This window comes from Nonomuraea sp. NPDC059023 (genome assembly GCF_042740095.1).
Taxonomy (GTDB): domain Bacteria; phylum Actinomycetota; class Actinomycetes; order Streptosporangiales; family Streptosporangiaceae; genus Nonomuraea.
Genome location: NZ_JBHYIO010000041.1, coordinates 1 through 26,238, shown reverse-complemented (window position 1 = coordinate 26,238; position 26,238 = coordinate 1). Strand labels below are relative to the sequence as shown.

21 protein-coding genes and 1 riboswitch are annotated in these 26,238 nt (G+C 69.4%); of the genes, 12 read left to right on the top strand and 9 right to left on the bottom strand.

The window, feature by feature from the left end:
- Positions 1 to 128 precede the first annotated feature (128 nt).
- The 5 genes from pdhA (at position 129) to ACFWYW_RS47245 (ending at position 7,601) form a co-directional block, all read left to right on the top strand.
- Positions 129 to 1,220 carry a pyruvate dehydrogenase (acetyl-transferring) E1 component subunit alpha gene (gene pdhA, locus ACFWYW_RS47265; RefSeq protein WP_379613990.1) on the top strand — a complete coding sequence of 364 codons (1,092 nt, stop codon included), beginning with the start codon at positions 129 to 131 and terminating at the stop codon, positions 1,218 to 1,220.
- Positions 1,217 to 2,197 carry an alpha-ketoacid dehydrogenase subunit beta gene (locus ACFWYW_RS47260; RefSeq protein ID WP_379613988.1) on the top strand — a complete coding sequence of 327 codons (981 nt, stop codon included), beginning with the start codon at positions 1,217 to 1,219 and terminating at the stop codon, positions 2,195 to 2,197. Before pdhA ends, ACFWYW_RS47260 begins: the two co-directional genes overlap by 4 nt.
- Positions 2,198 to 2,211: 14 nt before the next feature.
- Entirely contained in the window at positions 2,212 to 3,624 is a 1,413-nt protein-coding gene (locus tag ACFWYW_RS47255; protein WP_379613986.1) for a dihydrolipoamide acetyltransferase family protein, read from the top strand.
- Between the two features lie 133 nt (positions 3,625 to 3,757).
- Positions 3,758 to 7,297: a fibronectin type III domain-containing protein gene (locus tag ACFWYW_RS47250; protein ID WP_379613984.1), complete on the top strand. Its 3,540-nt coding sequence runs from the start codon at positions 3,758 to 3,760 to the stop codon at positions 7,295 to 7,297.
- 10 nt (positions 7,298 to 7,307) lie between these two features.
- Positions 7,308 to 7,601, top strand: a complete 294-nt coding sequence (locus ACFWYW_RS47245; RefSeq protein WP_379613982.1) for a Dabb family protein — start codon at positions 7,308 to 7,310, stop codon at positions 7,599 to 7,601.
- Here the strand turns inward: ACFWYW_RS47245 and ACFWYW_RS47240 are convergent.
- The 3 genes from ACFWYW_RS47240 to ACFWYW_RS47230 are packed head-to-tail and all read right to left on the bottom strand — an operon-like array spanning position 7,598 to position 10,682.
- On the bottom strand, positions 7,598 to 7,822 hold the full coding sequence (locus tag ACFWYW_RS47240; RefSeq protein WP_379613980.1) for a hypothetical protein: 225 nt from the start codon (positions 7,820 to 7,822) through the stop codon (positions 7,598 to 7,600). The genes ACFWYW_RS47245 and ACFWYW_RS47240 overlap by 4 nt on opposite strands.
- A 60-nt stretch (positions 7,823 to 7,882) precedes the next feature.
- Positions 7,883 to 8,821 carry an MBL fold metallo-hydrolase gene (locus ACFWYW_RS47235; RefSeq protein WP_379613978.1) on the bottom strand — a complete coding sequence of 313 codons (939 nt, stop codon included), beginning with the start codon at positions 8,819 to 8,821 and terminating at the stop codon, positions 7,883 to 7,885.
- Between the two features lie 55 nt (positions 8,822 to 8,876).
- Positions 8,877 to 10,682: an acyl-CoA dehydrogenase gene (locus tag ACFWYW_RS47230; RefSeq protein ID WP_379613976.1), complete on the bottom strand. Its 1,806-nt coding sequence runs from the start codon at positions 10,680 to 10,682 to the stop codon at positions 8,877 to 8,879.
- A gap of 103 nt (positions 10,683 to 10,785) precedes the next feature.
- Here ACFWYW_RS47230 and ACFWYW_RS47225 point away from each other — a divergent pair, with 103 nt between their 5' ends.
- The 5 genes from ACFWYW_RS47225 to ACFWYW_RS47205 all read left to right on the top strand — a co-directional run bounded on the left by ACFWYW_RS47225 (position 10,786) and on the right by ACFWYW_RS47205 (position 13,913).
- Positions 10,786 to 11,604: a class I SAM-dependent methyltransferase gene (locus ACFWYW_RS47225; RefSeq protein ID WP_379613974.1), complete on the top strand. Its 819-nt coding sequence runs from the start codon at positions 10,786 to 10,788 to the stop codon at positions 11,602 to 11,604.
- A gap of 4 nt (positions 11,605 to 11,608) precedes the next feature.
- Positions 11,609 to 11,668, top strand: a riboswitch (guanidine-III (ykkC-III) riboswitch).
- A gap of 35 nt (positions 11,669 to 11,703) precedes the next feature.
- Positions 11,704 to 12,030 carry a DMT family transporter gene (locus ACFWYW_RS47220; protein WP_379613972.1) on the top strand — a complete coding sequence of 109 codons (327 nt, stop codon included), beginning with the start codon at positions 11,704 to 11,706 and terminating at the stop codon, positions 12,028 to 12,030.
- A 95-nt stretch (positions 12,031 to 12,125) separates the two neighbouring features.
- On the top strand, positions 12,126 to 12,509 hold the full coding sequence (locus ACFWYW_RS47215; protein WP_379613970.1) for a VOC family protein: 384 nt from the start codon (positions 12,126 to 12,128) through the stop codon (positions 12,507 to 12,509).
- Positions 12,510 to 12,534: 25 nt separating this feature from the next.
- The gene (locus ACFWYW_RS47210) at positions 12,535 to 13,002 is read left to right on the top strand and encodes an SRPBCC family protein (RefSeq protein ID WP_379613968.1); all 468 of its coding nucleotides are present in this window, start codon (positions 12,535 to 12,537) and stop codon (positions 13,000 to 13,002) included.
- Positions 12,999 to 13,913, top strand: coding sequence for an NADPH:quinone oxidoreductase family protein (locus ACFWYW_RS47205; RefSeq protein ID WP_379613966.1), 915 nt, complete (start codon positions 12,999 to 13,001; stop codon positions 13,911 to 13,913). Before ACFWYW_RS47210 ends, ACFWYW_RS47205 begins: the two co-directional genes overlap by 4 nt.
- On the opposite strand, the gene ACFWYW_RS47200 is transcribed toward ACFWYW_RS47205, so the two are convergent.
- On the bottom strand, positions 13,882 to 14,322 hold the full coding sequence (locus tag ACFWYW_RS47200) for a hypothetical protein (protein WP_379613964.1): 441 nt from the start codon (positions 14,320 to 14,322) through the stop codon (positions 13,882 to 13,884). The genes ACFWYW_RS47205 and ACFWYW_RS47200 overlap by 32 nt on opposite strands.
- 75 nt (positions 14,323 to 14,397) lie before the next feature.
- On the opposite strand from ACFWYW_RS47200, the gene ACFWYW_RS47195 reads away from it, so the two are divergent.
- A complete protein-coding gene (locus ACFWYW_RS47195; protein WP_379613962.1) occupies positions 14,398 to 15,327 on the top strand; it encodes a GNAT family N-acetyltransferase in 930 nt (309 codons plus the stop codon).
- On the opposite strand, the gene ACFWYW_RS47190 is transcribed toward ACFWYW_RS47195, so the two are convergent.
- From ACFWYW_RS47190 to ACFWYW_RS47180, 3 genes are all read right to left on the bottom strand, one after another.
- Positions 15,314 to 17,305, bottom strand: coding sequence for a molybdopterin-dependent oxidoreductase (locus ACFWYW_RS47190; protein WP_379613960.1), 1,992 nt, complete (start codon positions 17,303 to 17,305; stop codon positions 15,314 to 15,316). The two genes, ACFWYW_RS47195 and ACFWYW_RS47190, sit on opposite strands and share 14 nt — an antisense overlap.
- A gap of 56 nt (positions 17,306 to 17,361) precedes the next feature.
- Positions 17,362 to 18,915, bottom strand: a complete 1,554-nt coding sequence (locus tag ACFWYW_RS47185) for a M28 family peptidase (RefSeq protein WP_379613958.1) — start codon at positions 18,913 to 18,915, stop codon at positions 17,362 to 17,364.
- A 91-nt stretch (positions 18,916 to 19,006) separates the two neighbouring features.
- Positions 19,007 to 20,302, bottom strand: a complete 1,296-nt coding sequence (locus ACFWYW_RS47180; protein ID WP_379613956.1) for a M28 family peptidase — start codon at positions 20,300 to 20,302, stop codon at positions 19,007 to 19,009.
- Between the two features lie 151 nt (positions 20,303 to 20,453).
- Here ACFWYW_RS47180 and ACFWYW_RS47175 point away from each other — a divergent pair, with 151 nt between their 5' ends.
- Positions 20,454 to 22,916 carry a flippase-like domain-containing protein gene (locus ACFWYW_RS47175; RefSeq protein ID WP_379613954.1) on the top strand — a complete coding sequence of 821 codons (2,463 nt, stop codon included), beginning with the start codon at positions 20,454 to 20,456 and terminating at the stop codon, positions 22,914 to 22,916.
- On the opposite strand, the gene mgrA is transcribed toward ACFWYW_RS47175, so the two are convergent.
- Positions 22,913 to 23,899, bottom strand: a complete 987-nt coding sequence (mgrA, locus tag ACFWYW_RS47170) for an L-glyceraldehyde 3-phosphate reductase (protein ID WP_379613952.1) — start codon at positions 23,897 to 23,899, stop codon at positions 22,913 to 22,915. The two genes, ACFWYW_RS47175 and mgrA, sit on opposite strands and share 4 nt — an antisense overlap.
- The gene (locus ACFWYW_RS47165) at positions 23,896 to 25,944 is read right to left on the bottom strand and encodes a S9 family peptidase (RefSeq protein ID WP_379613950.1); all 2,049 of its coding nucleotides are present in this window, start codon (positions 25,942 to 25,944) and stop codon (positions 23,896 to 23,898) included. The genes mgrA and ACFWYW_RS47165 overlap by 4 nt, the downstream gene beginning before the upstream one ends.
- Positions 25,945 to 26,238 lie beyond the last annotated feature (294 nt).

Genomic DNA, 26,238 nt, shown 5'->3' with positions numbered 1-26,238 from the left:
AGGGCTGTGACGTCTGCCACCATGTCCCCATATGTGGACGAATCACCACCAAGTGGTTTGGACGCCCAGAAGGCCGGCCGCCGGTGGCAACCCCACCCACCCCGGCCCCGACCGCACAGGAGTGGCACGTGACAGTCGACGCCTCTCGTGGTGCTGAAGCACCCCCAGAGCTCGTCCAGTTGCTCACCCCCGAGGGCGAGCGAGTCGAGCACCCCGACTACGACATCGACCTGACACCGGAGGAGGTCAGGTCGCTCTACCGCGATCTCGTGCTCGTCCGCCGTGTCGACCTTGGAGCGGTTGCGCTGCAACGCCAGGGCGAACTGGGCATCTGGGCATCGCTGCTCGGCCAGGAAGCCGCTCAGATCGGTTCAGGCCGGGCGCTCACCGACGCCGACATGGCCTTCCCGACCTACCGCGAGCACGGCGTGGCCTGGTGCCGCGACGTCGACCCCGTCAAGCTGCTGGGTCTGTTCCGCGGCGTCAACCACGGGGGCTGGGACCCCGTCGAGCACAACTTCCACCTCTACACGATCGTGATCGGCAGCCAGACGCTCCACGCGGTCGGCTACGCCATGGGAATCCAGCGCGACGGCGGCGAGGGCGCCGCGATCGTCTACTTCGGCGACGGCGCCTCCTCCCAGGGCGACGTCAACGAGTCGTTCGTCTGGGCCAGCGTCTTCAACGCCCCGGTCGTCTTCTTCTGTCAGAACAACCAGTGGGCCATCTCCGAGCCGATCGAGAAGCAGTCCCGCATCCCGCTCTACCGGCGCGCCTCCGGCTTCGGTTTCCCCGGGCTCCGGGTCGACGGCAACGACGTCTTCGCCTGCCTCGCGGTCACCCGCAAGGCGCTGGCCGACGCCCGCAGCGGCCAGGGCCCCACGCTGATCGAGGCCTTCACCTACCGCATGGGCGCCCACACCACCACCGACGACCCCACCCGCTACCGGGTCGCCTCCGAGCTCGAAGCCTGGAAGCTCAAGGACCCCATCGAGCGGGTCAAGGCGTACCTGTTCAAGCAGGAGATGGCCGACCAGGCGTTCTTCGACGCCATCGACGCCGAGGCCGAGCAGCTCGGCGCGGACGTGCGCCGGCGCTGCCTGGAGATGCCCGACCCCCAGCCGCTCGACATCTTCGACCACGTCTACCGCGAGCCGCACGCCCTGATCGACGAGGAGCGCGCCCAGTTCGCCGCCTACCTGGAAGGGTTCGAGGCATGACGGTGCTCAGCCTGTCCAAGGCGCTGAACGAGGGCATGCGCAAGGCCATGGAGGACGACCCCAAGGTCCTCATCATGGGCGAGGACGTCGGCAAGCTCGGCGGCGTCTTCCGCGTCACCGACGGCCTGCAGAAGGATTTCGGCGACGACCGGGTCATCGACACCCCGCTCGCCGAGTCCGGCATCATCGGCACCGCCATCGGCCTGGCGCTGCGCGGCTTCCGCCCGGTGTGCGAGATCCAGTTCGACGGCTTCGTCTTCCCGGCCGCCGACCAGATCATCACCCAGCTCGCCAAGATGCCCATGCGCTCGCTCGGGGCGATCAAGCTGCCCATCGTGGTCCGCATCCCCTGCGGCGGCGGCATCGGCGCCGTCGAGCACCACAGCGAGTCGCCCGAGTCGTACTTCACGCACACCGCCGGGCTGCGCGTCGTCGCCTGTTCCAACCCGCTCGACGCCTATTCGATGATCCAGCAGGCCATCAGCAGCGACGACCCGGTCATCTTCTTCGAGCCCAAGCGCCGCTACTGGGAGAAGGCCGAGGTCGACACCGGCACCACCGACTGGTGGACCCCCTTCGACCAGGCCTCCGTGGTACGGCAGGGCACCGACCTCACGCTCGTCGCCTACGGCCCCATGGTCAAGACCTGCCTGGAGGTGGCCGGCGCCGCCGCCGAGGAGGGCCGCTCCCTGGAGGTCATCGACCTGCGCTCGCTCAACCCCCTGGACACCCCGCGCCTCATGGACTCGGTACGCAGGACCGGCCGGGTCGTCATCGTGCACGAGGCGCCCGTCTACAGCGGCTTCGGCGCCGAGCTCGCCGCCCGGATCACCGAGCAGTGCTTCTACCACCTGGAGGCGCCGGTGCTGCGTGTCGGCGGGTTCTCCACCCCCTACCCGCCGTCGAAGCTCGAAGAGCACTACCTGCCCGACCTGGACAGGGTGCTCGACGCCGTCGACCGCGCCTACGCCTACTGAGAGGGGGATCCCGTATGCGACGCGAGTTCAAGCTCCCCGACGTCGGCGAGGGACTGACCGAGGCGGAGATCGTCCGGTGGAAGGTGAAGGCGGGTGACGCGGTCAAGGTCGACCAGATCGTGGTCGAGATCGAGACCGCCAAGTCGATCGTCGAGCTGCCGATCCCGTGGGACGGGGTGGTCGCCGGCCTGATGGCCGAGGAGGGCCAGACCGTCGACGTGGGCCTGCCCATCATCGCCATCGACACGGCCGCCGGGCAGACCGGCGAGCGGGCCGAGGCGCTGGCCGACGACATGGTGCCCAGCCCGCCGGCGGAGGCCGCCGTGGAGCCGGGCGTACACGGGAGCCCGGCGCCCAAGGAGGAGCGTCAGGCCGTCCTGGTGGGTTACGGCGTCAAGACCGGCGCCGCCCAGCGCCGGCCGCGCAAGCAACCCGCCACCGCCGCGCCGTCAAGCGCCGCTCCTTCGAGCCCCGCTCCCACGCCCGTGGCGCCTGTGGCCAACCCGGCCCGCACCGAGGTCACCGGCCCCGCTGCGGCGGGCACGCCCGCATCGGAGAGCGGCCGCGTGATGGTCCTGGCCAAGCCGCCCGTACGGAAGCTGGCCAAGGACCTGGGCGTCGACCTGACCACGCTCAACGGCACCGGGCCCCAGGGCTCGATCACCAGGGAGGACATCCACGCCGCCGCCGGAGACGCCACCCAGGAGGTGACGGCTCGGCCGGCCGTACAGGAAGAGCGCATTCCGATCAAGGGCGTGCGCAAGATGACCGCGCAGGCCATGGTGGCCAGCGCGTTCACCGCCCCGCACGTCACCGAGTTCCTGCAGCTCGACGTGAGCGCGACCATGGAGGCCGTCCGGCGCCTGCGCGAGGTGCCGGACTTCGCCGAGGTCAAGGTCTCGCCGCTGCTGCTGGTGGCCAAGGCGGTGCTGGTGGCCGCCCGCCGCTACCCCATGATCAACTCGGCCTGGGACGAGCAGGCCCAGGAGATCGTGGTCAAGCACTACGTGAACCTGGGGATCGCCGCGGCCACGCCGCGCGGCCTGGTGGTGCCGAACGTCAAGTCGGCCCACACGCTGTCGCTGCCCGAGCTGGCCGAGGCGCTCGGCAAGCTCACCGAGACGGCCAGGGCGGGCAGGACGCAGCCGGCGGAGATGTCCGGCGGCACGTTCACGATCACCAATGTGGGCGTGTTCGGCGTCGACACCGGTACGCCGATCATCAACCCGGGCGAGTCGGCGATCCTGGCGTTCGGCCAGGTGCGGGACATGCCGTGGGTGGTGGACGGCGAGCTGGCGGTGCGCAAGGTGACGACGCTGGCGCTGTCGTTCGATCACCGGATCATCGACGGCGAGCTGGGCTCGCTGTTCCTGCGTGACGTGGGCGCGATGCTGGAGGATCCGCTGCGGATGCTCGCCTGGAGCTGACGACACGCGACAGGCCGCCGCCCGCGAAGGGTGGCGGCCTGTTGTGTTTTGTGGCTTCAAGGGGATTTACGAGATCCGATCTGGTGGTTAAGAAGGTTTATTAACAAACGGACTCATCTCAGCGGAGTGCCCCATGGCCCGATTACTCGTCGTGTTGTCGCTGCTCATGGCCGCTTTCGGGATCTCACTTCCCGCCCATGCCGAGGCGCCGTCGGTGACCGCACTGCCCGGTTACAAGATCCAGTCCTCGGCCAAGGTGAGCGATTCCGGCGCCGCCATCTCCACTCCCGGGTACGCCGCCACCGGCTGGTACCCGGTCGGCCCGCGCTCCACGGTCCTCGCCGGCCTCCTGGAGAACGGCGTCTACCCCGACCCGTTCTTCTCCACGAACATGCAGTCCATCCCCACCGCCGACTTCGACGTGGCGTGGTGGTACCGGGCCGACTTCACGCTCGGCGCCGACAGCGGCATGCGCACCCTGCTCGACTTCAGCGGGGTGATCTCCGGCGCCGACGTCTGGGTCAACGGGACCCAGGTGGTCAGCGGCGCGGCCGGCGCGTACACGCGGCACGAGCGCGACATCACCGCCCAGGTACGCGCGGGCGTCAACTCCATCGCCTTCCGGATCAACCCCAACAACCCGAACAGCCATCTGACGATCGGCTGGATCGACTGGGTGCAGTTGCCGCGCGACGACAACATGGGCATCTTCCGCGACGTGCTGATCAAGCGGACCGCCGCGGTCTCGCTCAACAACCCGCACGTGATCACGAACCTCGCCGTGCCCGCCCTGGACCGCGCCGACCTGACGATCAAGGCCGACGTACGCAACCACACCACGAGCCCGGTGACCACCACGGTCAGCGGCACGATCGGCGCGCTCACGTTCAGCCAGGACGTCTCCCTGGCCGCGGGCGAGACCAGGCGGATCACGTTCAACCAGACGATCGGCAACCCGCGGGTCTGGTGGCCGTACGCGATGGGCGTCCAGCCCCTCTACGACCTCGGCCTCACCGCGGCCGTCGGCGGCGTCACCAGCGACGTGGTCGGCGAGCGCTTCGGCGTCCGCAAGGTCGAGTCGGCCAAGAACGCCTCCGGCCGCCGCTACTACAAGATCAACGGCCGGAACCTCCTCATCAGGGGCGGCGGCTGGTCGCCCGACATCTTCCTGCGGCCCAAGATCGGCTACCTCGAGGACAAGCTCCGCTACGTCAAGGACCTCGGCCTCAACACGATCAGGATCGAGGGGCACCTGGAGGGCGACGAGCTCTACGACCTGGCCGACAAACACGGCATCCTGACCCTGCCCGGCTGGGAGTGCTGCAACAAGTGGGAGGGTTCCTTCTCCAGCGGCGACTACCCGATCGCCAAGGCGTCGATGCTGGCCGAAGCCGTACGGCTGCGCAACCACCCGAGCGTGATCTCCTTCCTCATCGGCTCGGACAACCCGCCGCCCGCGCAGAAGGAGACCGGCTACCTGGACGCGCTGAACCAGGCCGAATGGCAGTTGCCGATCGTCCCGGTGGCCAGCGACAAGTCCAGCCCGCAACTGGGCAACTCGGGCATGAAGATGCCGGGGCCGTACGACTGGGTGCCGCCGAACTACTGGTACAACAAGCGCGAAGGCGGCGCGTTCGGCTTCAACTCCGAGACCGGCGCCGGGCCCGACGTGCCCACGCTGGACTCGCTCAAGCGCATGATGACCCCGGCCCAGATCGACTCGCTCTGGCAGAACCCGGGCGCCACGCAGTACCACCGCTCGCCCTCCAGCACCTTCAACAACCTGTCGATCTACCACAACGCCCTCAGAGGCCGGTACGGCGTGCCCTCCGGCCGCGAGGACTACGTGAAGAAGGCGCAACTGGCCCAGTACGAGGCGGTGAGAGCCCAGTTCGAGGCCTATGGCCGTAACTTCACCGACTCCACGAACCCCTCCACCGGCGTCATCTACTGGATGCTCAACAGCGGCTGGTCCTCGTTGCACTGGCAGTTGTTCGACTACTACCTCGACCAGGGCGGCTCCTACTGGGGCGCGCGCGAGGCCAACAAGCCGCTGCACGTCCAGTACTCCTACGACAACGACTCGGTCGTCGTGGTCAACTCCACGACGAACGCCGCCCAGAACCTCCAGGTCAAGACCGACGTCTTCAACCTCGACGGCACCGCGAAGTACTCCAGCACGGCGACCGTCAACGTCCCCGCCGACGGCGGCAAGGCGACCGCGGTCACGATCCCGTCCATCTCCGGCCTCAGCTCCACCTACCTGGTACGGCTGACGCTCCTGCGCGCCGGCGAGGAGATCGACCGCAACGTCTACTGGCTGTCCACCTCCGACGACGTCATCGACTGGTCGGGCAACACCTGGTACTACGTGCCGACCTCCAGCTACGCCAACCTGACCGGCCTCAACTCGATGCCCAGGACCTCCCTGAGCGTCACCGCGACCACGAACACGGTCACGATCACCAACACCGGCACCGCCCCCGCCCTCTACCTGGACGTCAGGATGGTCGACGCCGCGGGCACACCGGTCCTGCCCATCACCTGGTCCGACAACGCGATCAGCCTGTGGCCGGGCGAGTCGAAGACGCTGACGGCCGGCGGCACCGGCGCGAACGCCAGGGTCTCGGGCTGGAACACCGCCACGGTCACCGTCCCGACCGGCCCGCCGGACGTCGAGCGGCCCACTCCGCCGACGAACCTGCGCGTCACCGGCACGACCTCGTCGTCGGTCTCCCTGGCCTGGGACCCGGCGACCGACAACGTCGGCGTCGTCGGCTACGACGTGCGGGGCGGCCCCTCGGTCACCGGTACCACCGCCACGGTCTCCGGCCTGCAGCCGGGCACGCCGTACACCTTCACCGTCCGCGCCCGCGACGCGGCGGGCCTCGTCTCCGACCCCTCCAACGAGGTCCAGGCCACCACCGGCAGCGGCCCCGCCGACCACCAGGCCGAGGACGCGGTGATCTCGCAGGGCGCGGTGGAGTCGAACCACGCCGGCTTCACCGGCACGGGCTTCGTCAATCTGGACAACGTCGTCGGCTCGTACGTGGAGTGGACCGTGAACGCCGCCGCCGCGGGCCCGGCGAACCTGGAGATCCGCTACGCCAACGGCACGACGGTCAACCGCCCGCTGAACGTCAACGGCGCCACGGCCGACTTCCCCGGCACCGGCGCCTGGACGACGTGGCAGACGAAGACGGTGCCGATCCAGCTCCAGGCCGGAGTCAACAAGATCCGAGCCACTTCGACCACGGCCAACGGCGGCCCGAACCTCGACCGCCTCATCGTGACCCCGCGGCAGCCGGGCGCCGACCACCAGGCGGAGGACGCGGTGATCTCGCAGGGCGTGGTCGAGTCGAACCACGCCGGTTTCACCGGCACCGGCTTCGTCAACTACGACAACGTCACCGGCTCCTACGTCGAGTGGACGGTCACCGCCGCCACCGCCGGCACCGTGAACGCGGTGATCCGTTACGCCAACGGCACGACGGTCAATCGCCCGCTGAACGTCAACGGCGCCACGGCCGACTTCCCCGGCACCGGCGCCTGGACGACGTGGCAGACGAAGACGGTGCCGATCCAGCTCCAGGCCGGAGTCAACAAGATCCGAGCCACCGCCACCACCGCGAACGGAGGACCCAACGTCGACCGGTTGTCGATCGGCCCCTAGGCTGACCGGCATGATCCGTCACATCGTGCTGCTGACCTGGTCAGAAGAGGCCACCGACGACCAGAAGGCCGCCGTGGCCGAGGGACTGGCGGCGCTGCCCGGGGCGATCCCGCAGTTGCGCCGCTACGACCTCGGCACCGACCTCGGCCTGGGCGCGGGCAACTCCGACTTCGCGGTCGTGGCCGAGTTCGACTCGGTCGCCGACTACGAGGTCTACCGGGACCACCCCGTGCACCAGGCCGTCATCGCCGAGCGCATCAAGCCGATCCTCGCCGCCCGCGCGGCGCTCCAGGTCGAGCTCTAGACCTCCGGGGGGTTGTTCTCCCGGTGCATCAGCCGGTCTTCTGAGGTACGGCCCCGCTTGGGCGCGAGCACGATGCTCAGCACCACCCCCACGCCACCGACGATCATGAAGATCAGGCCGATGACGTCCATGCGGACGGCGCTGCCGAACACGTTGGGATCGATCGCGAATCTCAGGATCGCGCCAAGCGTGAGGAAGAAGATGCTGACCCCGACACCCATGGCGACCTCCGGAGGGAATGAGCGCGTACGCACTCGGTCATACCCGAGTATGGGTGATCGTCACGCGAGGCAGGTAAGTGGCTGGCCGCCGTTGTAAGTGATCATGTCCATGACGGCGGCCACGACATCGATCTGTCCACCTCTGGGCAGGCCGTCCAGTTCGGCGTAGGCGCGGTGGAGGTTGCCCACGATGCGCTCGGGATCCAGCAGCTCCGCCCACGGCCCCAGGTCGGTCTCCCTGGCCGCCTCCAGCGGCGTCAGCCCCGCCGCGCGCCCCTGCTCGGCCGTGGCCAGCACGAACCGCGCGTACTCCTGGACCCGGTCGATCACCTCGGGCCCGCACGGCTCGCCGTGCCCCGGGACGATCGTCTCCGCACCGAGCTCCCTGATCCGGTCGAGCACCTCGACAGTCCCGGCCACCGAGCCCGTCAGCATGAACGGCGTACCGCCGTTGAACACCAGATCGCCGGAGAACAGCACCCGGCGCTCCGGAATCCACACATACACGTCGTTCGTGGTGTGCGCCGCCATCCCCGGGTGCCTGACCTCGCACCTCAGCTCATCCACATAAAGCGTGATCTGGTCGGTGAAGGTGAGGAACGGCGGCACCGCCTCCAGCTCGCCCCACTCCACCTCGGCCGACCAGGCCGCGCGGTAGTCGGGGATGCCCTCGGCCAGGATCATCCGCCTGGCCAGCTCGTGCCCGACGATCGTGGCCTCGGGGAACAGGTAGTTACCGAACGTGTGGTCTCCGTGGTAGTGGGTGTTGACCAGCGTCGTGATCGGCCGGTCGGTCACCCGCGCGACCGCCTCGCGCAGCGCCCTGGTCCGCCGTTCCGTGGCGCAGGCGTCGATGCTGACCACGCCGCGCCGGCCGACGAGGAAGCCGGTGTTGTTGATCCACCAGCTCCCGTCGGGCTGGACGTAGGCGTGGACGCCGTCCGAGACCTCGTGCGCACGGGCCGGTGGCAGGGGGTGATCGTGCCGCGATGAGCTCATGGAGCGAAAATAGACCGCCCGCCGGCGTGGCGGGCGGTCTTCTCCGGCCCCTGGGTCAGAAGGCCTCTTCCGGCAGCTCCATCAGCTCCAGCCCGGTCGCGTCGAGGATGCGCCGCTCGGTGGCGATCCTCGGCAGGACGGTGCCGGCGAAGAAGGAGGCGGCGGCGACCTTGCCCTGGTAGAAGGCGTCCTCGCCCTCGGCCAGCCGGGCCAGGGCCACCTCCGACTGGCGCAGCAGCAGCCAGCCGATGATGAGGTCGCCGAGGGCCAGCAGGAACCTGGTGGAGTTCAGGCCGACCTTGTAGAGCTCACCCGGCGCCTCCAGGGAGCCGAGCGCCCAGCCGGCCATCGTGTCGCCCATGGCCTTGACCTCGGCCGCGGCCTCGGCGAGGAGCTTGCGCTCCTCCTTCAGGCGGCCGTTTCCCGCCTCGGAGCCGGCGAAGGCGTTGATCTCGGCCAGCAGGGAGCCGACGGCGGCGCCCTGGTTGCGCAGGATCTTGCGGAAGAACAGGTCGAGACCCTGGATCGCGGTGGTGCCCTCGTAGAGGGAGTCGATCTTGGCGTCCCTGATGTACTGCTCGATCGGGTAGTCCTGCAAGTAGCCGGAGCCGCCCAGGGTCTGCAGCGAGCGGGAGAGCAGCTCGTAGGAACGCTCGGAGCCGACGCCCTTGACGATCGGGAGGAGCAGGTCGTTCATCGCGTGCGCGGCCTGGTCGTCCGGGTTGATCTGGATGGCGTCCTGGAAGGTCGCGGTGTACATGACCAGGGCGCGCATGCCCTCGGCGTAGGCCTTCTGCAGCATGAGCTCGCGGCGTACGTCGGGGTGGTGGGTGATGGTGACGCGGGGGGCGGCCTTGTCGGTCATCTTGGTCAGGTCGGCGCCCTGGACGCGGGACTTGGCGTACTCCAGCGCGTTCAGGTAGCCGGTGGACAGGGTGGCGATGGCCTTGGTGCCGACCATCATGCGGGCGTGCTCGATGACCATGAACATCTGCTTGATGCCCTCGTGCACGTCGCCGACCAGGGTGCCGATGGCCGGGTGCTTGTCGCCGAAGGTGAGCTCGCAGGTGGTGGAGACCTTGAGCCCCATCTTCTTCTCGACGTTGGTGACGTAGGCGCCGTTGCGCTCGCCGAGCTCGCCGGTCTCCAGGTTCACGTGGTACTTGGGCACCAGGAACATCGACAGGCCCTTGGTGCCGGGGCCGTGGCCCTCGGGGCGGGCCAGCACGAGGTGGAAGATGTTCTCCGACATGTCGTGCTCGGCGCTGGTGATGAAGCGCTTGACGCCCTCGATGTGCCAGGTGCCGTCGGGCTGCTGGATCGCCTTGGCGCGGCCCGCGCCGACGTCGGAGCCGGCGTCGGGCTCGGTGAGCACCATGGTGGCGCCCCAGTTGCGCTCGATGGCCAGTTCGGCGAAGCGCTTCTGGTCAGTGGTGCCGGTCTTCCACAGGGTGTAGGCGAAATTGGGGCCGGCGGCGTACATGTACAGCGCCGGGTTGGCGCCCAGGACCATCTCGGCCGTGGCCCACGCGAGGGTCCGCGGGATGCCGGGGCCGCCCAGGTCGACCGGCAGGTCGAGGTGCGCCCAGCCGCCGTCCACGAGCGCCTTGTAGGACTTCTTGACGCCATCGGAGACGGTCACGGTGCTCGTGGCGGGGTCGAAGACCGGCGGGGTGCGGTCGCCCTCCTCGAACGAATCGGCAAGGACGGTCGTGGACAGTCGGTTGACCTCGTCGAGAATGCTCCGGGCGACGTCCTCATCGACCTCCGCATAGGGCCCGGTGCCGAGGATGTCACGGCGGCCGAACACCTCGAAGAGGTTGAACTCCAGGTCGCGCACGTTGCTCTTGTAGTGGCCCATGGCTGCTGATCTCCTTGAACCGCGGCGTTAGTCTACTGGCCAGTAACCTTACTAGAAATGCTACCCGCGGGTAACCACTGGTATGCGTGGCATGCTCGTCTGCATGAACGCCGAAGAGCTCTCCGCCCTGTGGCGGGAGCGCCTGGGTTCGTGGGCCATTCCTCCGGAAATCCTGGAGAAGGCCCCGGCCGATCCGTGGGGCCACCGTCCCGCCAGATTCGCCACGCGCACCGACCGCGCGCTGGCCGAGCCCGACCACGGCCCGACGATGACGCGCCTGGCCGAGGCGCTGCCCGAGGGCGGCACCGTCCTTGACGTCGGCGCGGGCGCGGGCGCCGCCTCGCTGCCGTTGCACGAGCACCTGGGCGCGGTGATCGCCGTGGATACCTCACCCGAGATGCTGGCCGCACTCGGCCCCAAGGCGGACAAACTCGGCGTGGAGGTCGTCCGGGTCGAGGGCCGCTGGCCCGACGTGGCCCCCGAGGTGCCCGTCGCCGACGTGGCCGTGGCCGCGCACGTCGTCTACAACGTGCCCGACCTCACCGGCTTCCTGCGCGAACTCGACGCGCACGCCCGCCGCCGCGTGGTGCTGGAGCTCACCCACCGCCACCCGATGAGCTGGCTCGCTCCGCTGTGGGAGCACTTCCACGACGTACGCCGCCCCGTGCGGCCCGTCGCGGAAGACGTGGTGGCGCTGGCCGCGGCGATGGGCTTCGACGTGCGGGTGGAGGAGCGCGAGTCGCCACTGGAACGCTTCGGCACGCTGGAGGAACTGGCCGCCTCCGCCTGCCACCGCATCTGCCTCGACCCCGCCCGCGCCCCCGAGGTGGCGGAGACCGCGATGGAGCTCGGCATGTGGCCGGTGCCACGTGACCGCTGGGTCACGATCTGGTGGGAATCATCGGAGAACGCCCGCCGTTAGAGGAAATGAGCGACATAGCTCCCGGACGAGACGCGCCGTACCCGGTTTGCCAAGACGACGCACGACATTGTCGACTCGTTCGCAAGGGAGTGCATCGTCATGGCGTGGATCCTGCTCATCATCGCCGGCGCCTTCGAGGTGGTGATGGCCCTGTCGCTCAAGATGAGCAACGGGCTGTCGCATCTGTGGTGGACCATCTCGTTCCTGGGCTTCGCGGTCCTGAGCTTCGGCCTGCTGGCGTACAGCCTGAAATCGCTTGAGGTCGGCACCGCCTACGCCGTCTGGACCGGCATCGGCGCCGTGGGCACCGCGATCGTGGGCATGCTCGCCATGGGGGACAACGTGTCGTTCGCCCGGGTCGCCAGCATCGCGCTCATCGTCATCGGCGTCATCGGCCTCAACCTGGCGGGCGGCGCCGCCCACTGACCCCCCTCGCGGTCTCGGCCGTGCGGTCTGTTCCCCTGCCGCACGGCCGCATAACCTGCTTGACGGCTTTGGTGGTGTTCGATTCACTGGGTCGCATGATTGAGATCCATGCCGTCACCATCGACGCGGCCAACCCCTACGAGCTGGCCGTGTGGTGGTCGGAGGCCACTGGCCTGCCGCTCGGCGAAGGCGACGTCCCCGGCGACGACGAAGTCATGTTGCGCACCAAACAGGACCCCTACCTGCTGTTCGTCAAGGTTCCCGAGGGCAAGACGATCAAGAACCGCATCCACTTCGACGTCAACGGCACCGAGGGCCGCACCCGCGACCAGGAGGTCGAGCGCCTGCTCGGCCTCGGCGCCACGATCTTCGACGACCGCCGCACCGCGGACGGCGTCGGCTGGGTCGTCATGCGCGATCCCGAGGGCAACGAGTTCGACGTCTGCAGAAGCCAGGCCGAGAGAGGCTTGCCCGAATAAAGTTCGGTCGATCAGACTGGGCGGCATGAGCGAGCCAAGCGCGTCCGCACGCATCGAGATCGCCGCCCCCGCACAGCGGGTCTACGAGCTCATCACCGACCTCGCCAACCTCGGCACGTGGAACGCCGAGTGCCGCAGGGCCCGCTGGGTCGGCGAGGTCAAGGAGCCCAGAAGGGGCGCGCGCTTCGTCGGCAGCAACCGCAACGGCGCCCGCCGCTGGTCCACCCGATGCACGGTCACCGCCGCGGAACCCGGCCGCGCCTTCGCCTACCACGTCCGCGCCGGGGGAGTGCTCGACGTGGCCGTCTGGCGGTTCGAGCTGACCCCGACCGACGAGGGCTGCCTGGTCGAACAGAAGACGTGGGACACCCGCGGCGCGTTCATGCGCGTCGTCGGCGGCTGGGCCACCGGCGTGCCCGACCGGGTCGGCCACAACACCGCGAACATGGTCACGACGCTGGAGAACCTCAAGCGCGTGGCGGAGCGCCGATGAAGGCGATCGTCTGCACCGAGTACGGCAAGCCCGTCGAACTCGTCGAGACCCCCGACCTCGTCCCCGGACCCGGGCAGGTGCTCATCGAGGTCGAGGCGGCCGGGGTGAACTTCGTCGACGGGCTCATGGTGCGCGGCGGCTACCAGATCAGGCCGCCGCTGCCGTTCACACCCGGGTACGAGGTGGCGGGGCGCACCCCCGACGGCACGCGGGTCCTGGCCATCACCGGGCTCGGCGGGTTCGCCAGCCATGTGCTGGTGCACGCGGCGCAGGCCGTACCGCTGCCTGATCATCTCGACGCCGCGCGAGCGGCGGCCTTCGCGCAGAGCCACTGCACGGCGCTGTTCGCGCTGCGGGAGCGGGCGGGGCTGCGGCCGGGCGAGCGCGTGCTGGTGCTGGGCGCGGGCGGCGGGGTCGGGCTGGCGGCGGTTCAGGTGGCCAAGGCGCTGGGCGCCGACGTGCTGGCGGCGGCGTCGAGCGCGGCCAAGCGCGAGGTGGCGATCACGGCCGGGGCGGACGAGGCCGTCGGCTACGACGACCTCAAGACCACGGCGCGCGCCTGGGGAGTGGACGTGGCGGTCGACCCCGTCGGCGGCGCGCTGTCGGAGCAGGCCCTGCGCGCGCTGCGCGAGCGCGGCCGGCTGCTGGTGGTGGGCTTCGCCTCCGGGGAGATCCCGCGGCTCCCCGCCAACCAGGTGCTGCTGCGCAGCCGGTCCGTCATGGGCCTGGACTGGGGCGCCTGGTCCATGACCCATGCGGCGGAGAACCGGGCGATGCTGGAGGAACTGCTGGCCATGCCGGGCATCGATCCCGTGGCCCCGCAGGTGCGCCCACTGGAACAGGCGGGGCAGGCCATGGCGGATCTGGTGGAGCGCCGGGTCACTGGGAAGATCGTGCTCGTCCCTGCATGACGAACGTCAGGACGGCCGCGATCAGGTAGACCAGCGCACCGTGCCACAGCGCGCCCCATGCGGCCCCGAAGACGCCCTCGCCGTCGAGCACCAGTTGCACCGGGTAGTCCAGGACGGCCGAGATTCCGGCCGGCAGGAGCGCGAACTTCCACGGGTGCTTCAGCGACCACATCCTGGCCTGCCTGGTCACCCGGTCGCTCACGTCCGGCTTGGCGACCGCGCCGATCGCGGCGATCAGCGCGAACAGGTTGATGCCCAGGCCGAGCGCCCAGGCCATGTCGTCGAATCCGGAGAACACCCAGGCGATGGCGGCGGTGGCGCCGCCACCGACCACGGCGGCCTTCCAGGGGGCGCCGCGGAGGGCGGCGCCGGAAAGCGACATCTCGTCGCGTCGGCTGATTTCGTTCATGGCCTCAGATTGCCCCTTCAGTGCCCTTGTTCACATCGGGGATGGACCCTGACCCGTCCCTGACATGATGCGGACATGCCTGAATTCACCATGGAACGCCTGACCACAGCCGACGCCGGGCGTCTGCGCGAGGTACGGCTGCGCGCCCTCGCCGACTCTCCCGACGCGTTCGGATCCACCTATGAGCGCGAGGCCGCCTTCCCGGCGGAGAAATGGGTCGAACGCCTGGAAAATCCGGATTCGGTGTTCTTCGCCGCCACGGCGGACGGTGCGATCCACGGCATGGTCTACGGCCTCGCCGAGCGGCCGGAACACGTGCACCTGCTGTCCATGTGGGTCGCCCCTGAGGCCAGGGGAGCCAAGGTCGGCTCGCGGCTGGTGGACGAGGTGATCGCCTGGGCCCGCGGCAGGCAGGCCGAGGAGGTCGAGCTCTGGGCCGTCGACGTGAACACCGCCGCCCGCGCCCTGTACGCGGGCAAGGGTTTCGTGCCCACGGGCAAGGTCATGGGCCTGCCGTCCAACCCGTCGCTCCAGGACTCCCAGTACGTGCTGTCGCTGGTGTTCCGCGCGGCACGGGCCGAGGACGTCCCCGCCGTGGTGGCCCTCATCGCCGACGACGCGGTCGCCGCCCGGCGCACCGGCACGTACGGCCCCGCCCACGAGGCCGCCTTCGCCGCCATCCAGGCCGACCCGAACAACGAGCTGATCGTGGCCGAGCTGAAGGGCGAGATCGTCGGCACCATGCAGCTCACCTACATCCCCGGCATCTCCCGCAACGGCGCCACCCGCCTCCAGGTCGAGGCGGTACGCGTCGCCGCCCACCTGCGCGGCCAGGGCTGGGGCCGCAAGATGATGGAGTGGGCGCACGCCAAGGGCCGGGCACGCGGCTGCGTGATGGTGCAGCTCACCTCGGACAAGCAGCGCGAGGAAGCGCACCGCTTCTACCGCTCCCTCGGCTACGCCCAGTCCCACGAAGGGTTCAAGCTGCCGCTCACACCGGCGTGAGCTCGACGATGTTGTCGTGGTAGACGGCGCCCTTGCCCATGTCGGCGTCGCGCTCGTCCACCACGGCGTTCGGGCCGGCGCCGCCGGGCGAGAACTTCGGCCAGCGGCCCTTGGGCGAGGCCACGACCCCGGCGGCCACCCGGTCGCTGATCTCCACGTCGGCCAGGAACTCGCCGTTGGCGTTGTGCACGCGCACCCGCTGGCCGTCGGCCAGCCCGCGCGCCACCGCGTCGGCCGCGTTCACCAGCACCACCGGTTCCTTCGACCTCCTGCGCAGCTCGGGATTGTTGCCGAAGATCGTGTTGAGGAACGTGTGCGCGGCCGGGGTGATCAGCGTCAGCCCGTCCTTGCCCGCCGAGTACGGCGGCACGTAGGCCTTGCCGGGCGGCGGGAAGCGCAGCCGCCCCGACCGGGTCGGGAAGCCGTCGGCGAAGGGCGCGAAGGGCTTGGGGTAGCTCATCCGCACCCATCCCTCCTTGCGCAGCCGGTCGAGCGTGATGCCCTCCAGCGACGGATGCCCGCTCGACAGAAGCTGCTCGGCCAGCTCCAGGTCCGTGTCGAACAACGACGGCTCGGTCATGCCCATGCGCTCGGCCAGGCGGCGGAACGTCTCCGTCGTGGACAGGCACTCGCCGGGCGGCGGGACCGCGGGCTCGTTCCACAGCAGGTAGAGGTGGCCGTAGCCGGCGTGCAGGTCCATGTGCTCGGTCTGCATGGTCGCGGGCAGCACGATGTCGGCGTGGTCGGCGGTGTCGGTGGGGAAGTGCTCCATGACCACCGTGAACAGGTCTTCGCGCAGCATCTCGCGGCGGATCCTGTTGGTGTCGGAGGTCGAGGCGAGCGGGTTGGCGCCGTAGACGAACAGGCACTTCACCGACGGCAGTTCCGCGGCCAGGCGGGTCATGGCCAGCGTGCGCACCGGCTGGGCCAGCAGGTCCTCGCGGGTGTCGATGGTGAAGTGCACGTGGTCGCTGGTCGAGTACGCCACGCCGCCGCCCGGGTGGCGCCAGTCGCCGGTCACGCCGGGGATGGCGGTGATCGTGCGCATGGCCGTACCGCCGCCGGCGTGGCGCTGGATGCCCATCGTGGCGCGGATCGCGGTGGGGCGGGTGTGGGCGAGCCTCATCCCCAGGCTGTGGACGGTCGCGGCGGGGATGCCGGTGATCTCGGCCGCACGTTCCACCGGATATTTCAGGATTTCTTCGCGGAAGTCATCCCAGCCCTCGGTATGTGCGGCCAGGTAATCCTCATCCTGTGTGCCCTCGGCCAGCACCACGTTGAGCAGGCCGAGCGCCAGCACGGCGTCGGTGCCCGGCCGGATCGCGATGTGCTCGTCGGCCTGGTCGGCGGTACGGGTCCTGATCGGGTCGATCGCCACCACGTGCGCGCCGTCGGCCCGCGCGTCCTGGATGAACTTCCACAGGTGGTGCCCGCTGGTCAGCGTGTTGGTGCCCCAGAGCAGGATCAGCTTGGACTGCGCGAAGTTCTCCGGGTCCATGCCGCCCGCGGTGCCGTTGGCGCGCCGCAGCCCGGAGGAGCCCGCGGAGGAGCAGATGTTGAGCCAGTGCCGTGAGGCGCCGAGCATGTTCCAGAACCGCCGCCCCGCCACGCCCTCGCACCCCTGCACGTAGCCGAGCGACCCGGTGCCGTTGTAGGGCCAGATCGCCTCGCCGCCGTGCTCGTCGGCGATGCTCCGCAACCGGGTGGCGATCTCGTCGAGCGCCTCGTCCCAGCTGATCCGCTCGAACTGCCCAGACCCCTTGGGCCCGGTACGGCGCAGCGGATGGAGAATCCGGTCAGCCGCCCGTGTGTGCTCCAGATACCGGTTGACCTTCACGCAAAGCGCGCCCCGCGTGTACGGCTGGTCGGGATTCCCACGCATCTTGACGGCCTCGCCGTTCTCGACCGTGACGACCCAGGAGCACGTGTCGGGGCAGTCCAGCGGACACGCCCCCAAAACCTGCAGATTTCCCGACATAGCGCACAGCTTACGAAAGAGCGCCCCGGAAACTTCCCCGGGGCGCTCCAGCCTCGTCAGCTCGTCGCCGCGGGCACCCCGTCATGGGTGACGGTGGCGGCCATCCGCGCCGCGGGCGGCGTGTGCGGCGCCCCCGGCTTGTGGATGGCGTCCAGCGCCGCCTTGCTGTAGGTGTACTTGGCGGCCAGGGCCGCGATCGCGTCGGAGTTCACGTCCAGCGCGGTCTCGTCGACGTTCTCGATCGTGTCGCACTCGCCGTGGTAGCACGGGTCGTACGGCTCGCCCGCCGTACCGCCGAAGAGCTTGGCCTCTTCCTCGGTCTTCTTCTTCTCGGCCCCGGTGAACAACCCGCCGCCGGCGATCCCGGCGTCGATGAAGGCCTTGTAGTCCGAGCGCCCGTCGAACTCGCTCGGCTTGAACGGCAGGCCGCGAGCCCCGTAGAACCCCTGGAAGTCCTTCTCCAGCTGCGCCGACCCGGCCGGACCCGGCACCCCGAACGCATCCCCGTCACCGTCGTAGATGTGGTACGCGAAGTTCGGCGAGCCGATCATGTCGTAGTTCAGGTAGAGCCCGATCGCGTTCTTCTGCTCCTGCGACAGCGACTCGACATAGTGCTTCGACCCCAGCAGCCCGAACTCCTCAGCGCCCCAGAACCCGAACCGCACCTTGTTGACCGGCTGGAACCTGGCCATCTGGAGCGCCACCTCCAGCACTCCCGCGGAGCCCGAGCCGTTGTCGTTGATGCCCGGCCCTTCCTGCACGCTGTCCAGATGGGCGCCCATCATCACGACGTTGTCGGCCCGGCCGCCGCGCGACTCGGCGATCACGTTGTAGGTGGTGCGCTGCTCGACCAGCGGGTCCCAGTTCAGCTTCACGGTGGCCTCGGGCGTCGCCGCCAGGTCGGAGCCCACGGCGAAGCTCGTGAAGAAGGACGGGATCGTGATCGACGGGTCGCTGAGCGCCGGGTTGAGGTCCACGTCGGTGCGTCCGGGCTGGCCCTCGTTGAGGACGATCACCGCACTGGCCCCGGCGTCCTGCGCGTTCTTCGCCTTGACCCCGAAGTTGCAGGTGCCGCGCTGCAGCAGCGCCACGCGGCCCTTGACGAACCCGGCGAAGTCGGCCGGCTCGCAGCCCGAGGTGGACGACGGCTGGGGCGTCGGCGGCAGCACCAGGTCCACGGCCTGGATCTGCCCGGTGACGCCGCCGGCGGGCGAGTCGCCCATCGCGACGTAGTCGTTGAAGAAGCCGTTCTTGTAGGCCTTGGGACTGGGCGAGAGCCGTTCGAGCACGGGCTTGGTCCGGTAGCCGTCGAAGGTGAACTCGAACGGCTGGACGGTCACCTTGTAGCCGACGGCGCGCAGCAGCGTGGCCACGTAGTCACGCGACAGGTCGTAGCCGCGGCTGCTGGAGACGCGGGTGCCGCCGCCGGCCTTGGCGATCAGGTCGAGCACCCGCAGGTGGCGTTCGACGTGCTTGCCCTTGACGGCCTGGACGAGCTGGCGGGCCGGATCGCGGCCGTGGTCGGCGTAAGCGGGAGCGGACAGGGCGAGGGGGGTGACGAGTGCGAGCGCGGCCGCACCCAGCACGCCTGCGGACAGGCGACGACGCATATGGCTCCTCGGTAAAGATGAAACGATCCCCCCGATAGCGTGAAAAATATTCCGAAGGGGGGTTACTGGGGAAGATGTTGCCCCGGAGTTCTTATGCGGCCAGGCGGCTGACGACCGCCGCGACCGCGTCCGCCGTCACCTCCAGCGCCTTCACACTGATGTTCCGCAATGTGTCGCAGGCCTGGTGGTAGCACTTGTCGAGCGGTTGGCCCGCCGTACCGCCGAACAGACCGGCTTCCTTCTCCGTCTTCTTCTCCTCGCCGCCGGTGAACAATCCGCCGGAGGCGATCCCGGCGGCCACGAACGGCCCGTAATCCGAACGGCCCGTCAGATCGGCGGCGCGGAACGGCAGGCCGCGCTCGCGGAAATACCGCTGGAACGCCCGCTCCACCCTGGCCGAGCCCTTCGGGCCCGCGCCCGCGCCCGTGCGCTCGGAGTCGTCACCGTCGAAGATCGCGAACGTGTGGTTCGGCGAGGCGATCATGTCGAGGTTCAGATAGGCCTCGATCTTCTTGCGCTCGGTCTCCGGCAGGCTCCGCACGTAGTGGCCGGACCCGAGCAGGCCCACCTCCTCCGCGCCCCACCAGGCGAACCGCACCGGCTGCCGCAACGGCGTACGCGCCGCCCGCAGCGCGATCTCCAGGATCGCCGCGCTGCCCGAGCCGTTGTCGTTGATGCCGGGCCCGTCCAGCGTCGAGTCCAGGTGCGCCCCGACCATCACCGCCCTGCCCGTGCCCCGCGTCTCGGCCAGCACGTTGTGCGTGATGCGCTCCTCGCTCACGGTCTTCGTCGTGACCCGGACCCTCTTCAGCTTGGTCACCTGCGCGCCCGCCTCCGGCGGCACCCCCACGACCGGGATCGGCTGCGGCGTCCCCGCGCTCCCCGCGAAGGAGCCCTTCTGGTCGACCACGATCAGCGCCTTGGCTCCCGCGGCCGCCGCGTTGCGCGCCTTCACCGCGAACATGCACGTCCCGCGCCGCGTCACCGCGATCCGCCCGGCGCGAAAACCCTTGAAGTCACGGGCCGCGCACCCCTCGCCCGCCTCCTGCGGCGCCGCGTGCACGTCGCCGGCGCCCGAGTACCTCAGCGTGGTGACCCCCGTGAGCCGCCGCCCGCCGCCCTCCACCACCGCCGGCGCCAGCTCCCGGTAGAAGTCGAAGGCGAACGGCTGAAGCCGCACGGTGTAACCCGCGTCACGCAGCCGCGCGGCCACATAGGCTGCAGATGCGTCGTATCCGGGCGTGCCGGCTGCCCGGGTACCCGCGTGTGCGTCAGCGATGGCTTGGAAGGCCTGGAGATGTCCTAGTACGTTGTCCACCTTGACCGCGTCTACGAGCGGTTCGCCCGGCGCGGCTAGGGCCAGGATCAGCATCGTATGAGTGATCATGGCCTGAGGATGCCAACGTTGGCCGCGGACCGGGGTTAGACGCGTCGTCGCTGGTCGAGTCCTTACCCGGGGCGTTGACTCAGGTGACGATTGGGGACACTAGAGGCCAAAGATCGTACGGTCTGGCCCGGAAGGTGCAGAATCGCGGACGGTGGCGGAAATCAGAGAACGCGACAACGCGGCGGACCTCTCGGAGAGGGAACCGGCCGTGGTTGAGCCGCGCCGTGAAACGGAGGGCGACGACAAGGACCCGGAGGTCTACGTCGTCGAACCGCTCCTGCCGCAACGCCTGCGCCGCCCCTCCGACCTGCTCCGCTTCATCGCCGCCCTGCTCGCGCTCGCCGCGATCGTCCTGCTGTCGCTGGTCGCCAAGCAGACGCTGAACGGCCTGGCCGGCGACGTCGCCGAGGGCGCCAACCTCGTACCCAACCTGCTCAGCCGGGTCGCCGCCTTCCTCGGCGGCGGCGCGGTGCTCGTCGTGCCGGTCGCCTTCGCGGTCGAGCGCGTCTTCCACCGCGACGGCCTGCGCGTGGCGGAAGGCCTCATCGCGGCGATCATCGGCCTGGTCGGCTCGTTCCTCATCGGCGAATGGGTCATGTCCTCCGACGCCGCGGGCGACCTGCGCCAACTGCTCACCGGCAACCGGCCGGGGGTGGAGCCGTTCAACACCCTGCTCGCCTCCGTGGTCGCCTACAGCACCGCCGTACGCATCTCACGCAGGCCCACCTGGCGGGCGCTGATCTGGACGGTCATCGCGCTCGACGTGCTCTCGCTGTTCACCAGCAAGCAGCTCACGCTGCCCAGCGCGATGGTGACGATCGTGGCCGGCATGGCCATCGGCTACGGCACGCTCTACGGCGTCGGCAGCCCCAACACCAGACCCCCCGGCACCGCGGTGATCGCCGCCCTGCGCAAGCTCTCCTTCCAGCCGGTCAGCGCCCGGCGGATCGAAGACGACCACCAGGGCAGCCGCCGCTACGCCATCGGGCTCCACGACGGCAGCAGCCTCGACGTCACCGTTCTCGACCGTGACCGGCAGGTGGCCGGCCTGCCGTACCGGCTGTGGCGGCGCATCAGGCTCAACTCCGAGACCAGGCGCAGGGCGATCAGGTCGCTGCGCGCGGAGCTGGAACGCGAGGCGCTCATGGCCTACGCCGCGCAGGCGGCGGGGGCCTCGACCCCGCGCCTGCTCGGCACCAGCGAGGTCGGCACCGAAGCCGCGCTCCTCGCCTACGAGCACCTCAGCACCCGCCCGCTCGACGCGCTGCCCGACTCCGAGATCGACGACGACCTGCTCGCCCAGATCTGGGAGCAGCTCGAACTGCTGCGCCTGCAACGGCTGGCCCACCGGCGGCTGACCGGCGACAGCATCCACGTCGACGCCGACGGCCGGGTCGTGCTCACCGACGCCAGGAGCGGCGAGATCGCCGCCGGCGACCTGCTGCTGCGGCTCGACGTCGTCCAGCTGCTCACCTATCTCGCACTGCGCGTCGGGGCCGAGCGCTCGGTCGCCTCCGCCGCCCGGGTCGTGGGCGAGGACGCGCTGGCCGGGGCCATGCCACTGCTGCAGAAGATCGCGCTGACCCGGCAGACACGGTCCGCGCTGGCCAAGGACAAGGGCCTGCTGTCGGCCATCCGGGAGCAGATCGAGGCGCTCAAGCCGCAGGCCAAGATCGAGGAGATCCGGCTGGAGCGGTTCCGTCCGCGCACGCTGGTCACGATCATCGCCAGCACGCTGGCCGCCTACTTCCTGCTGTCCCAGCTCAGCCAGGTCAACCTCGTCACCGTCATCACCACCGCCAACTGGGCCTGGTCGCTGCTGGCGCTGGCCGCCTCGTTCGTCAGCTTCATCGCCGCCGCGCTCATGCTGCGCGGGTTCGTGCCGGAGTCGCTGCCGCTGTGGCGGACGGTGCTGGTGCAGTTCGCCTCGTCGTTCGTGAAGCTGGTCGCGCCGCCCGCGGTGGGCGCCGTCGCGATCAACACCCGCTACCTGCAGAAGCGCGGCATCCCGCCCGCCTCGGCCGTGGCCAGCGTCGGCGCCTCGCAACTGGTCATGCTGATCGCGCACATCAGCCTGCTGTTGCTGTTCGCCTACATCACCGGGTCCAACACCGCCACGTCGTTCACGCCCACACGCGGGCTGGTCCTGGTGATGCTGGCCGTCGCGGTGCTGATCGTCGCCGTGCTCGGCGTGCCGCCGCTGCGCAGGATGCTCACCAAGCGGCTGCGCTCACTCTTCTCGAACGTGCTGCCGCGCCTGCTGGACGTGCTGCAGTCACCGCGGAAGATGTTCGAGGGCTTCGCCGGGACCGTGATGATCACGATCGCGTTCGTGACCTGCCTCGACGCCTGCGTCTCGGCGTTCGGCGGCGACATCTCCTTCACCGCCGTCGCCGTGGTCTTCCTGACCGCCAACGCGATCGGCTCGGCCGCGCCCACACCGGGTGGTCTGGGCGCGGTCGAACTCGCGCTCGCCGGCGGCCTCACGGTGGCCGGCGTCGACAGCGCCGTGGCCACCTCCGCCGTCCTGCTCTACCGCCTGCTCACGTTCTGGCTCCCCGTCCTCCCCGGATGGGCCGCCTTCACCTGGCTGCAGAAACACGAGGCCCTCTAAACAACGAGCTTGTCGATCCGGGCCAGTTCGTCCTCGGTGAAGGCGGGGCCGTTCACGCAGGCCACGTTGTCCTCCAACTGCTTCACGCTGCTCGCGCCGATCAGCACGCTGGTGACCCGCGGGTCGCGCATGGCCCAGGACAGGGCCATCTGGGCCAGCGTCTGGCCGCGCTGCTCGGCGATGCCGTTGAGACCGCGGGCCAGCTCACGGTCGCGCTCCGCCCGCTCGGCCGACAGGAACCTGCTGGTCGCCGCCCGCGAGTCCGCCGGCACGTCCTTCAGGTAGCGGTCGGTCAGCAGCCCCTGCGCCAGGGGCGAGTAGACGATGCAGCCCATCCCCGCATCTTCCAGCGTGTCCAGCAGCCCGTCCTCGATCCACCGGTTGATCATCGAGTAGGACGGCTGGTGGATCAGCAGCGGCGTACCCAATTCGCGCATGATCCTGGCCGCCTGCGCGGTCTGCTCGGCCGAGTAGTTGGAGATGCCCGCGTACAGGGCCTTCCCCGACCGCACCGCGTGGTCCAGCGCGCCCATCGTCTCCTCGAACGGCGTCTGCGGATCGGGCCGATGGCTGTAGAAGACGTCGACGTGGTCGAGCCCCATGCGGGCGAGCGACTGGTCGAGGCTGGCCAGCACGTACTTGCGCGAGCCCCACTCCCCGTACGGCCCCGGCCACATGTCATAGCCGGCCTTCGTCGAGATGATCAGCTCGTCCCGGTAGCGCGCGAAGTCCTGGGCGAAGATCGTCCCGAAGTTCCGCTCCGCCGAGCCGTACGGCACGCCGTAATTGTTGGCCAGGTCGAAGTGCGTCACGCCCAGGTCGAAGGCCCGCCGCAGGATCGAGCGCGAGTTCTCCAGCGGACGGTCGTCGCCGAAGTTGTGCCACAACCCCAGCGAGACTGCAGGCAGCTTGAGCCCGCTCCGCCCGCTCCGGTTGTACGGCATGCGGTCCTGATACCGGCCCTCGTCGGCCTGGTAGGTCATGCGGTGCCCCTCTCGATGATCCAGGAGAGCGCGAACGCCTCCTCGCGCCACGCGTCGTAACGTCCGCTGCGTCCGCCGTGCCCGGCGCCCATCTCCGTCTTCAGCAGGAACGGCCCGCCGTTCGCGACCGCCCGCAGCCTGGCGATCCACTTCGCCGGCTCGTGGTAGAGGACGCGCGTGTCGTTCAGGCTCGTGATCGCGAGGATCGGCGGGTACGGCCGGCCGTCCACGTTCTCGTAAGGCGTGTAGCTCTTCATGTAGGCGTAGACATCGGAGTTGTGCAGCGGATCGCCCCACTCGTCCCACTCAATCACGGTCAGCGGGAGCGACGGATCGAGGATCGTGTTCAGCGCGTCCACGAACGGCACCTCGGCCACCACGCCCGCGAACTCCTCCGGAGCCAGGTTCGCGACCGCGCCCATCAGCAGGCCGCCGGCCGAACCGCCCCTGGCGATCACCCGCTCGCTCCAGCCCGCCGCCTTCAGGTGCTTCGCGGCGGCCACGAAGTCGGTGAAGGTGTTCTTCTTGCGGGTCATCTTGCCCTCTTCGTACCAGCGACGGCCCATCTCGCCGCCGCCGCGCACGTGCGCGATGGCGAAGACGAACCCGCGGTCGAGCAGGGACAGCCTGGCCACGGAGAAGCTCGGGTCGATGGAGGTCTCGTAGCTGCCGTAGCCGTACAGGACGGTGGGGGCGGGCTTGGCGGCGTCCTTGCGCTTGACGATCGAGATCGGGACGCGGGTGCCGTCCTCGGCCGTGGCCCACTCGCGGACCTGCTCGTAGTCGCCCGGGTCGTAGCCGCCGAGCACCGGCCGCTGCTTGAGCAGGATCAGCTCGTGCGTGGCCAGGTCGTAGTCGTAGACGCTGGGCGGCGTGATCATGCTGGTGTAGGCCAGCCGGAGCCTGCCGGTGGAGAACTCGGGGTTGCCCGCGGGCCCGACGTCGTAGAGGGGCTCGGGGAAGTCGATCTCGTACGCGTCCGCGTCCTTGGGCAGGATCCGCAGGCCGGTAAGACCTTCGCGGCGGAAGTGCACCACGGCGTGGTTCTCGAAGGCGTCGATCTCCAGCAGGCGGGTGTCCTCGCGGTGCTCGATCAGCGGCGTCCAGTCGCCGGGGGAGCCGAGCGGGGCGGTGGCGATCTCGAAGTTCTCGGCGGCCTTGTTGTGCAGCACGTAGAAGAAGTCTCCGGCGTGCTCGACGCCGTATTCGACGCCGGTCTCGCGGGGGCGTACCAGGTGGAACTCGCCGGAAGGGTCGTCGGCGGCCAGGAGGCGCACCTCGCTGGTGATCTTGCTGCCGGCGCCCAGGACCAGGTAGCGCTCGCTGCGGGTCAGGCCGATGCCGACCCAGAACCGCTCGTCGGACTCCTCGTAGACCAGGACGTCGTCATGAGTGCCGAGGGTGTGGCGGTAGACCTGGTGGGGGCGCCAGGCGTCGTCCACCCGGGTGTAGAAGAACGTCGAGCCGTCGGCGGACCAGGCTCCGCCGTAGAAGATGTCCTCGATCTCGTCGGGGAGCGTCTCGCCGGTGGTCAGGTTCTTGAAGCGCAGGGTGAAGCGCTCGGCGCCCTTGTAGTCGGTGGAGTAGGCCAGCATCGTGCCGTCGGGGGAGACCGCGCTGGTGCCGACCGAGAAGAACGGGCTGTCGCCGGCCAGCGCGTTGCCGTCGAGCAGCACCTGCTCGTGGTCGAGAACCTTGCCGGGCTGAATCTCCGGAGGTTCGTCGCCGGTGGCGGGTACCCGGCAGGAGACGGCGTATTGCTTGCCCTCCTCCGTACGGGTGAAATACCACCACGCGCCCTTACGGCTGGGCACGGACAGGTCGGTTTCCTGCGTCCTGCCCTTGATCTCTTGGAAAACCTGCTCCTGGAGGTCGGCCAGGTGAGCGGTCTCCTGTTTGAGATACGCGTTCTCGGCTTCCAGATAGGAGACCGTGTCCGGATCTTCCTTGTCGGTCAGCCACGCGTATTCGTCGATCACGGTGTCGCCGTGATGGAGACGCTCAGTCGGGACCCTCTTCGCCGTCGGCGGCGTGTTCCTGCTCACGGGGGGAGTCTATGTTCGGCTGTGATCGTTCTGTGTTGCGGAAGGTGTCCCGAGTGGTCTGGGGCGCTGCTAATCTTCTAAAGCCGACGCAGTGCGGCGCAACCAACCACCTCTCTCGGGTGGTTCTGGCGTGTGCTGAGTCGGTATCCCCTTGCAACGCGCTGGTTCTGATGATCGATTTGCATGTCGGTCTCGGAGCGAGTAAGTTAGAGGGGTTGCCCCGGAGACGGGGTGGTCGAAATTCCCGCAGGTCAGCCCGCGAGTGTCAATTTGACACCAAGCGGACCGGCTGAA

Coding starts and splice junctions, on each gene's coding strand:
- ACFWYW_RS47260 (WP_379613988.1), top strand. CDS start 1,217: ATGACGGTGCTCAGCCTGTCCAAGGCGCTGAACGAGGGCATGCGCAAG.
- ACFWYW_RS47255 (WP_379613986.1), top strand. CDS start 2,212: ATGCGACGCGAGTTCAAGCTCCCCGACGTCGGCGAGGGACTGACCGAG.
- ACFWYW_RS47250 (WP_379613984.1), top strand. CDS start 3,758: ATGGCCCGATTACTCGTCGTGTTGTCGCTGCTCATGGCCGCTTTCGGG.
- ACFWYW_RS47245 (WP_379613982.1), top strand. CDS start 7,308: ATGATCCGTCACATCGTGCTGCTGACCTGGTCAGAAGAGGCCACCGAC.
- ACFWYW_RS47240 (WP_379613980.1), bottom strand. CDS start 7,822: ATGGGTGTCGGGGTCAGCATCTTCTTCCTCACGCTTGGCGCGATCCTG.
- ACFWYW_RS47235 (WP_379613978.1), bottom strand. CDS start 8,821: ATGAGCTCATCGCGGCACGATCACCCCCTGCCACCGGCCCGTGCGCAC.
- ACFWYW_RS47230 (WP_379613976.1), bottom strand. CDS start 10,682: ATGGGCCACTACAAGAGCAACGTGCGCGACCTGGAGTTCAACCTCTTC.
- ACFWYW_RS47225 (WP_379613974.1), top strand. CDS start 10,786: ATGAACGCCGAAGAGCTCTCCGCCCTGTGGCGGGAGCGCCTGGGTTCG.
- ACFWYW_RS47220 (WP_379613972.1), top strand. CDS start 11,704: ATGGCGTGGATCCTGCTCATCATCGCCGGCGCCTTCGAGGTGGTGATG.
- ACFWYW_RS47215 (WP_379613970.1), top strand. CDS start 12,126: ATGATTGAGATCCATGCCGTCACCATCGACGCGGCCAACCCCTACGAG.
- ACFWYW_RS47210 (WP_379613968.1), top strand. CDS start 12,535: ATGAGCGAGCCAAGCGCGTCCGCACGCATCGAGATCGCCGCCCCCGCA.
- ACFWYW_RS47205 (WP_379613966.1), top strand. CDS start 12,999: ATGAAGGCGATCGTCTGCACCGAGTACGGCAAGCCCGTCGAACTCGTC.
- ACFWYW_RS47200 (WP_379613964.1), bottom strand. CDS start 14,322: ATGAACGAAATCAGCCGACGCGACGAGATGTCGCTTTCCGGCGCCGCC.
- ACFWYW_RS47195 (WP_379613962.1), top strand. CDS start 14,398: ATGCCTGAATTCACCATGGAACGCCTGACCACAGCCGACGCCGGGCGT.
- ACFWYW_RS47190 (WP_379613960.1), bottom strand. CDS start 17,305: ATGTCGGGAAATCTGCAGGTTTTGGGGGCGTGTCCGCTGGACTGCCCC.
- ACFWYW_RS47185 (WP_379613958.1), bottom strand. CDS start 18,915: ATGCGTCGTCGCCTGTCCGCAGGCGTGCTGGGTGCGGCCGCGCTCGCA.
- ACFWYW_RS47180 (WP_379613956.1), bottom strand. CDS start 20,302: ATGATCACTCATACGATGCTGATCCTGGCCCTAGCCGCGCCGGGCGAA.
- mgrA (WP_379613952.1), bottom strand. CDS start 23,899: ATGACCTACCAGGCCGACGAGGGCCGGTATCAGGACCGCATGCCGTAC.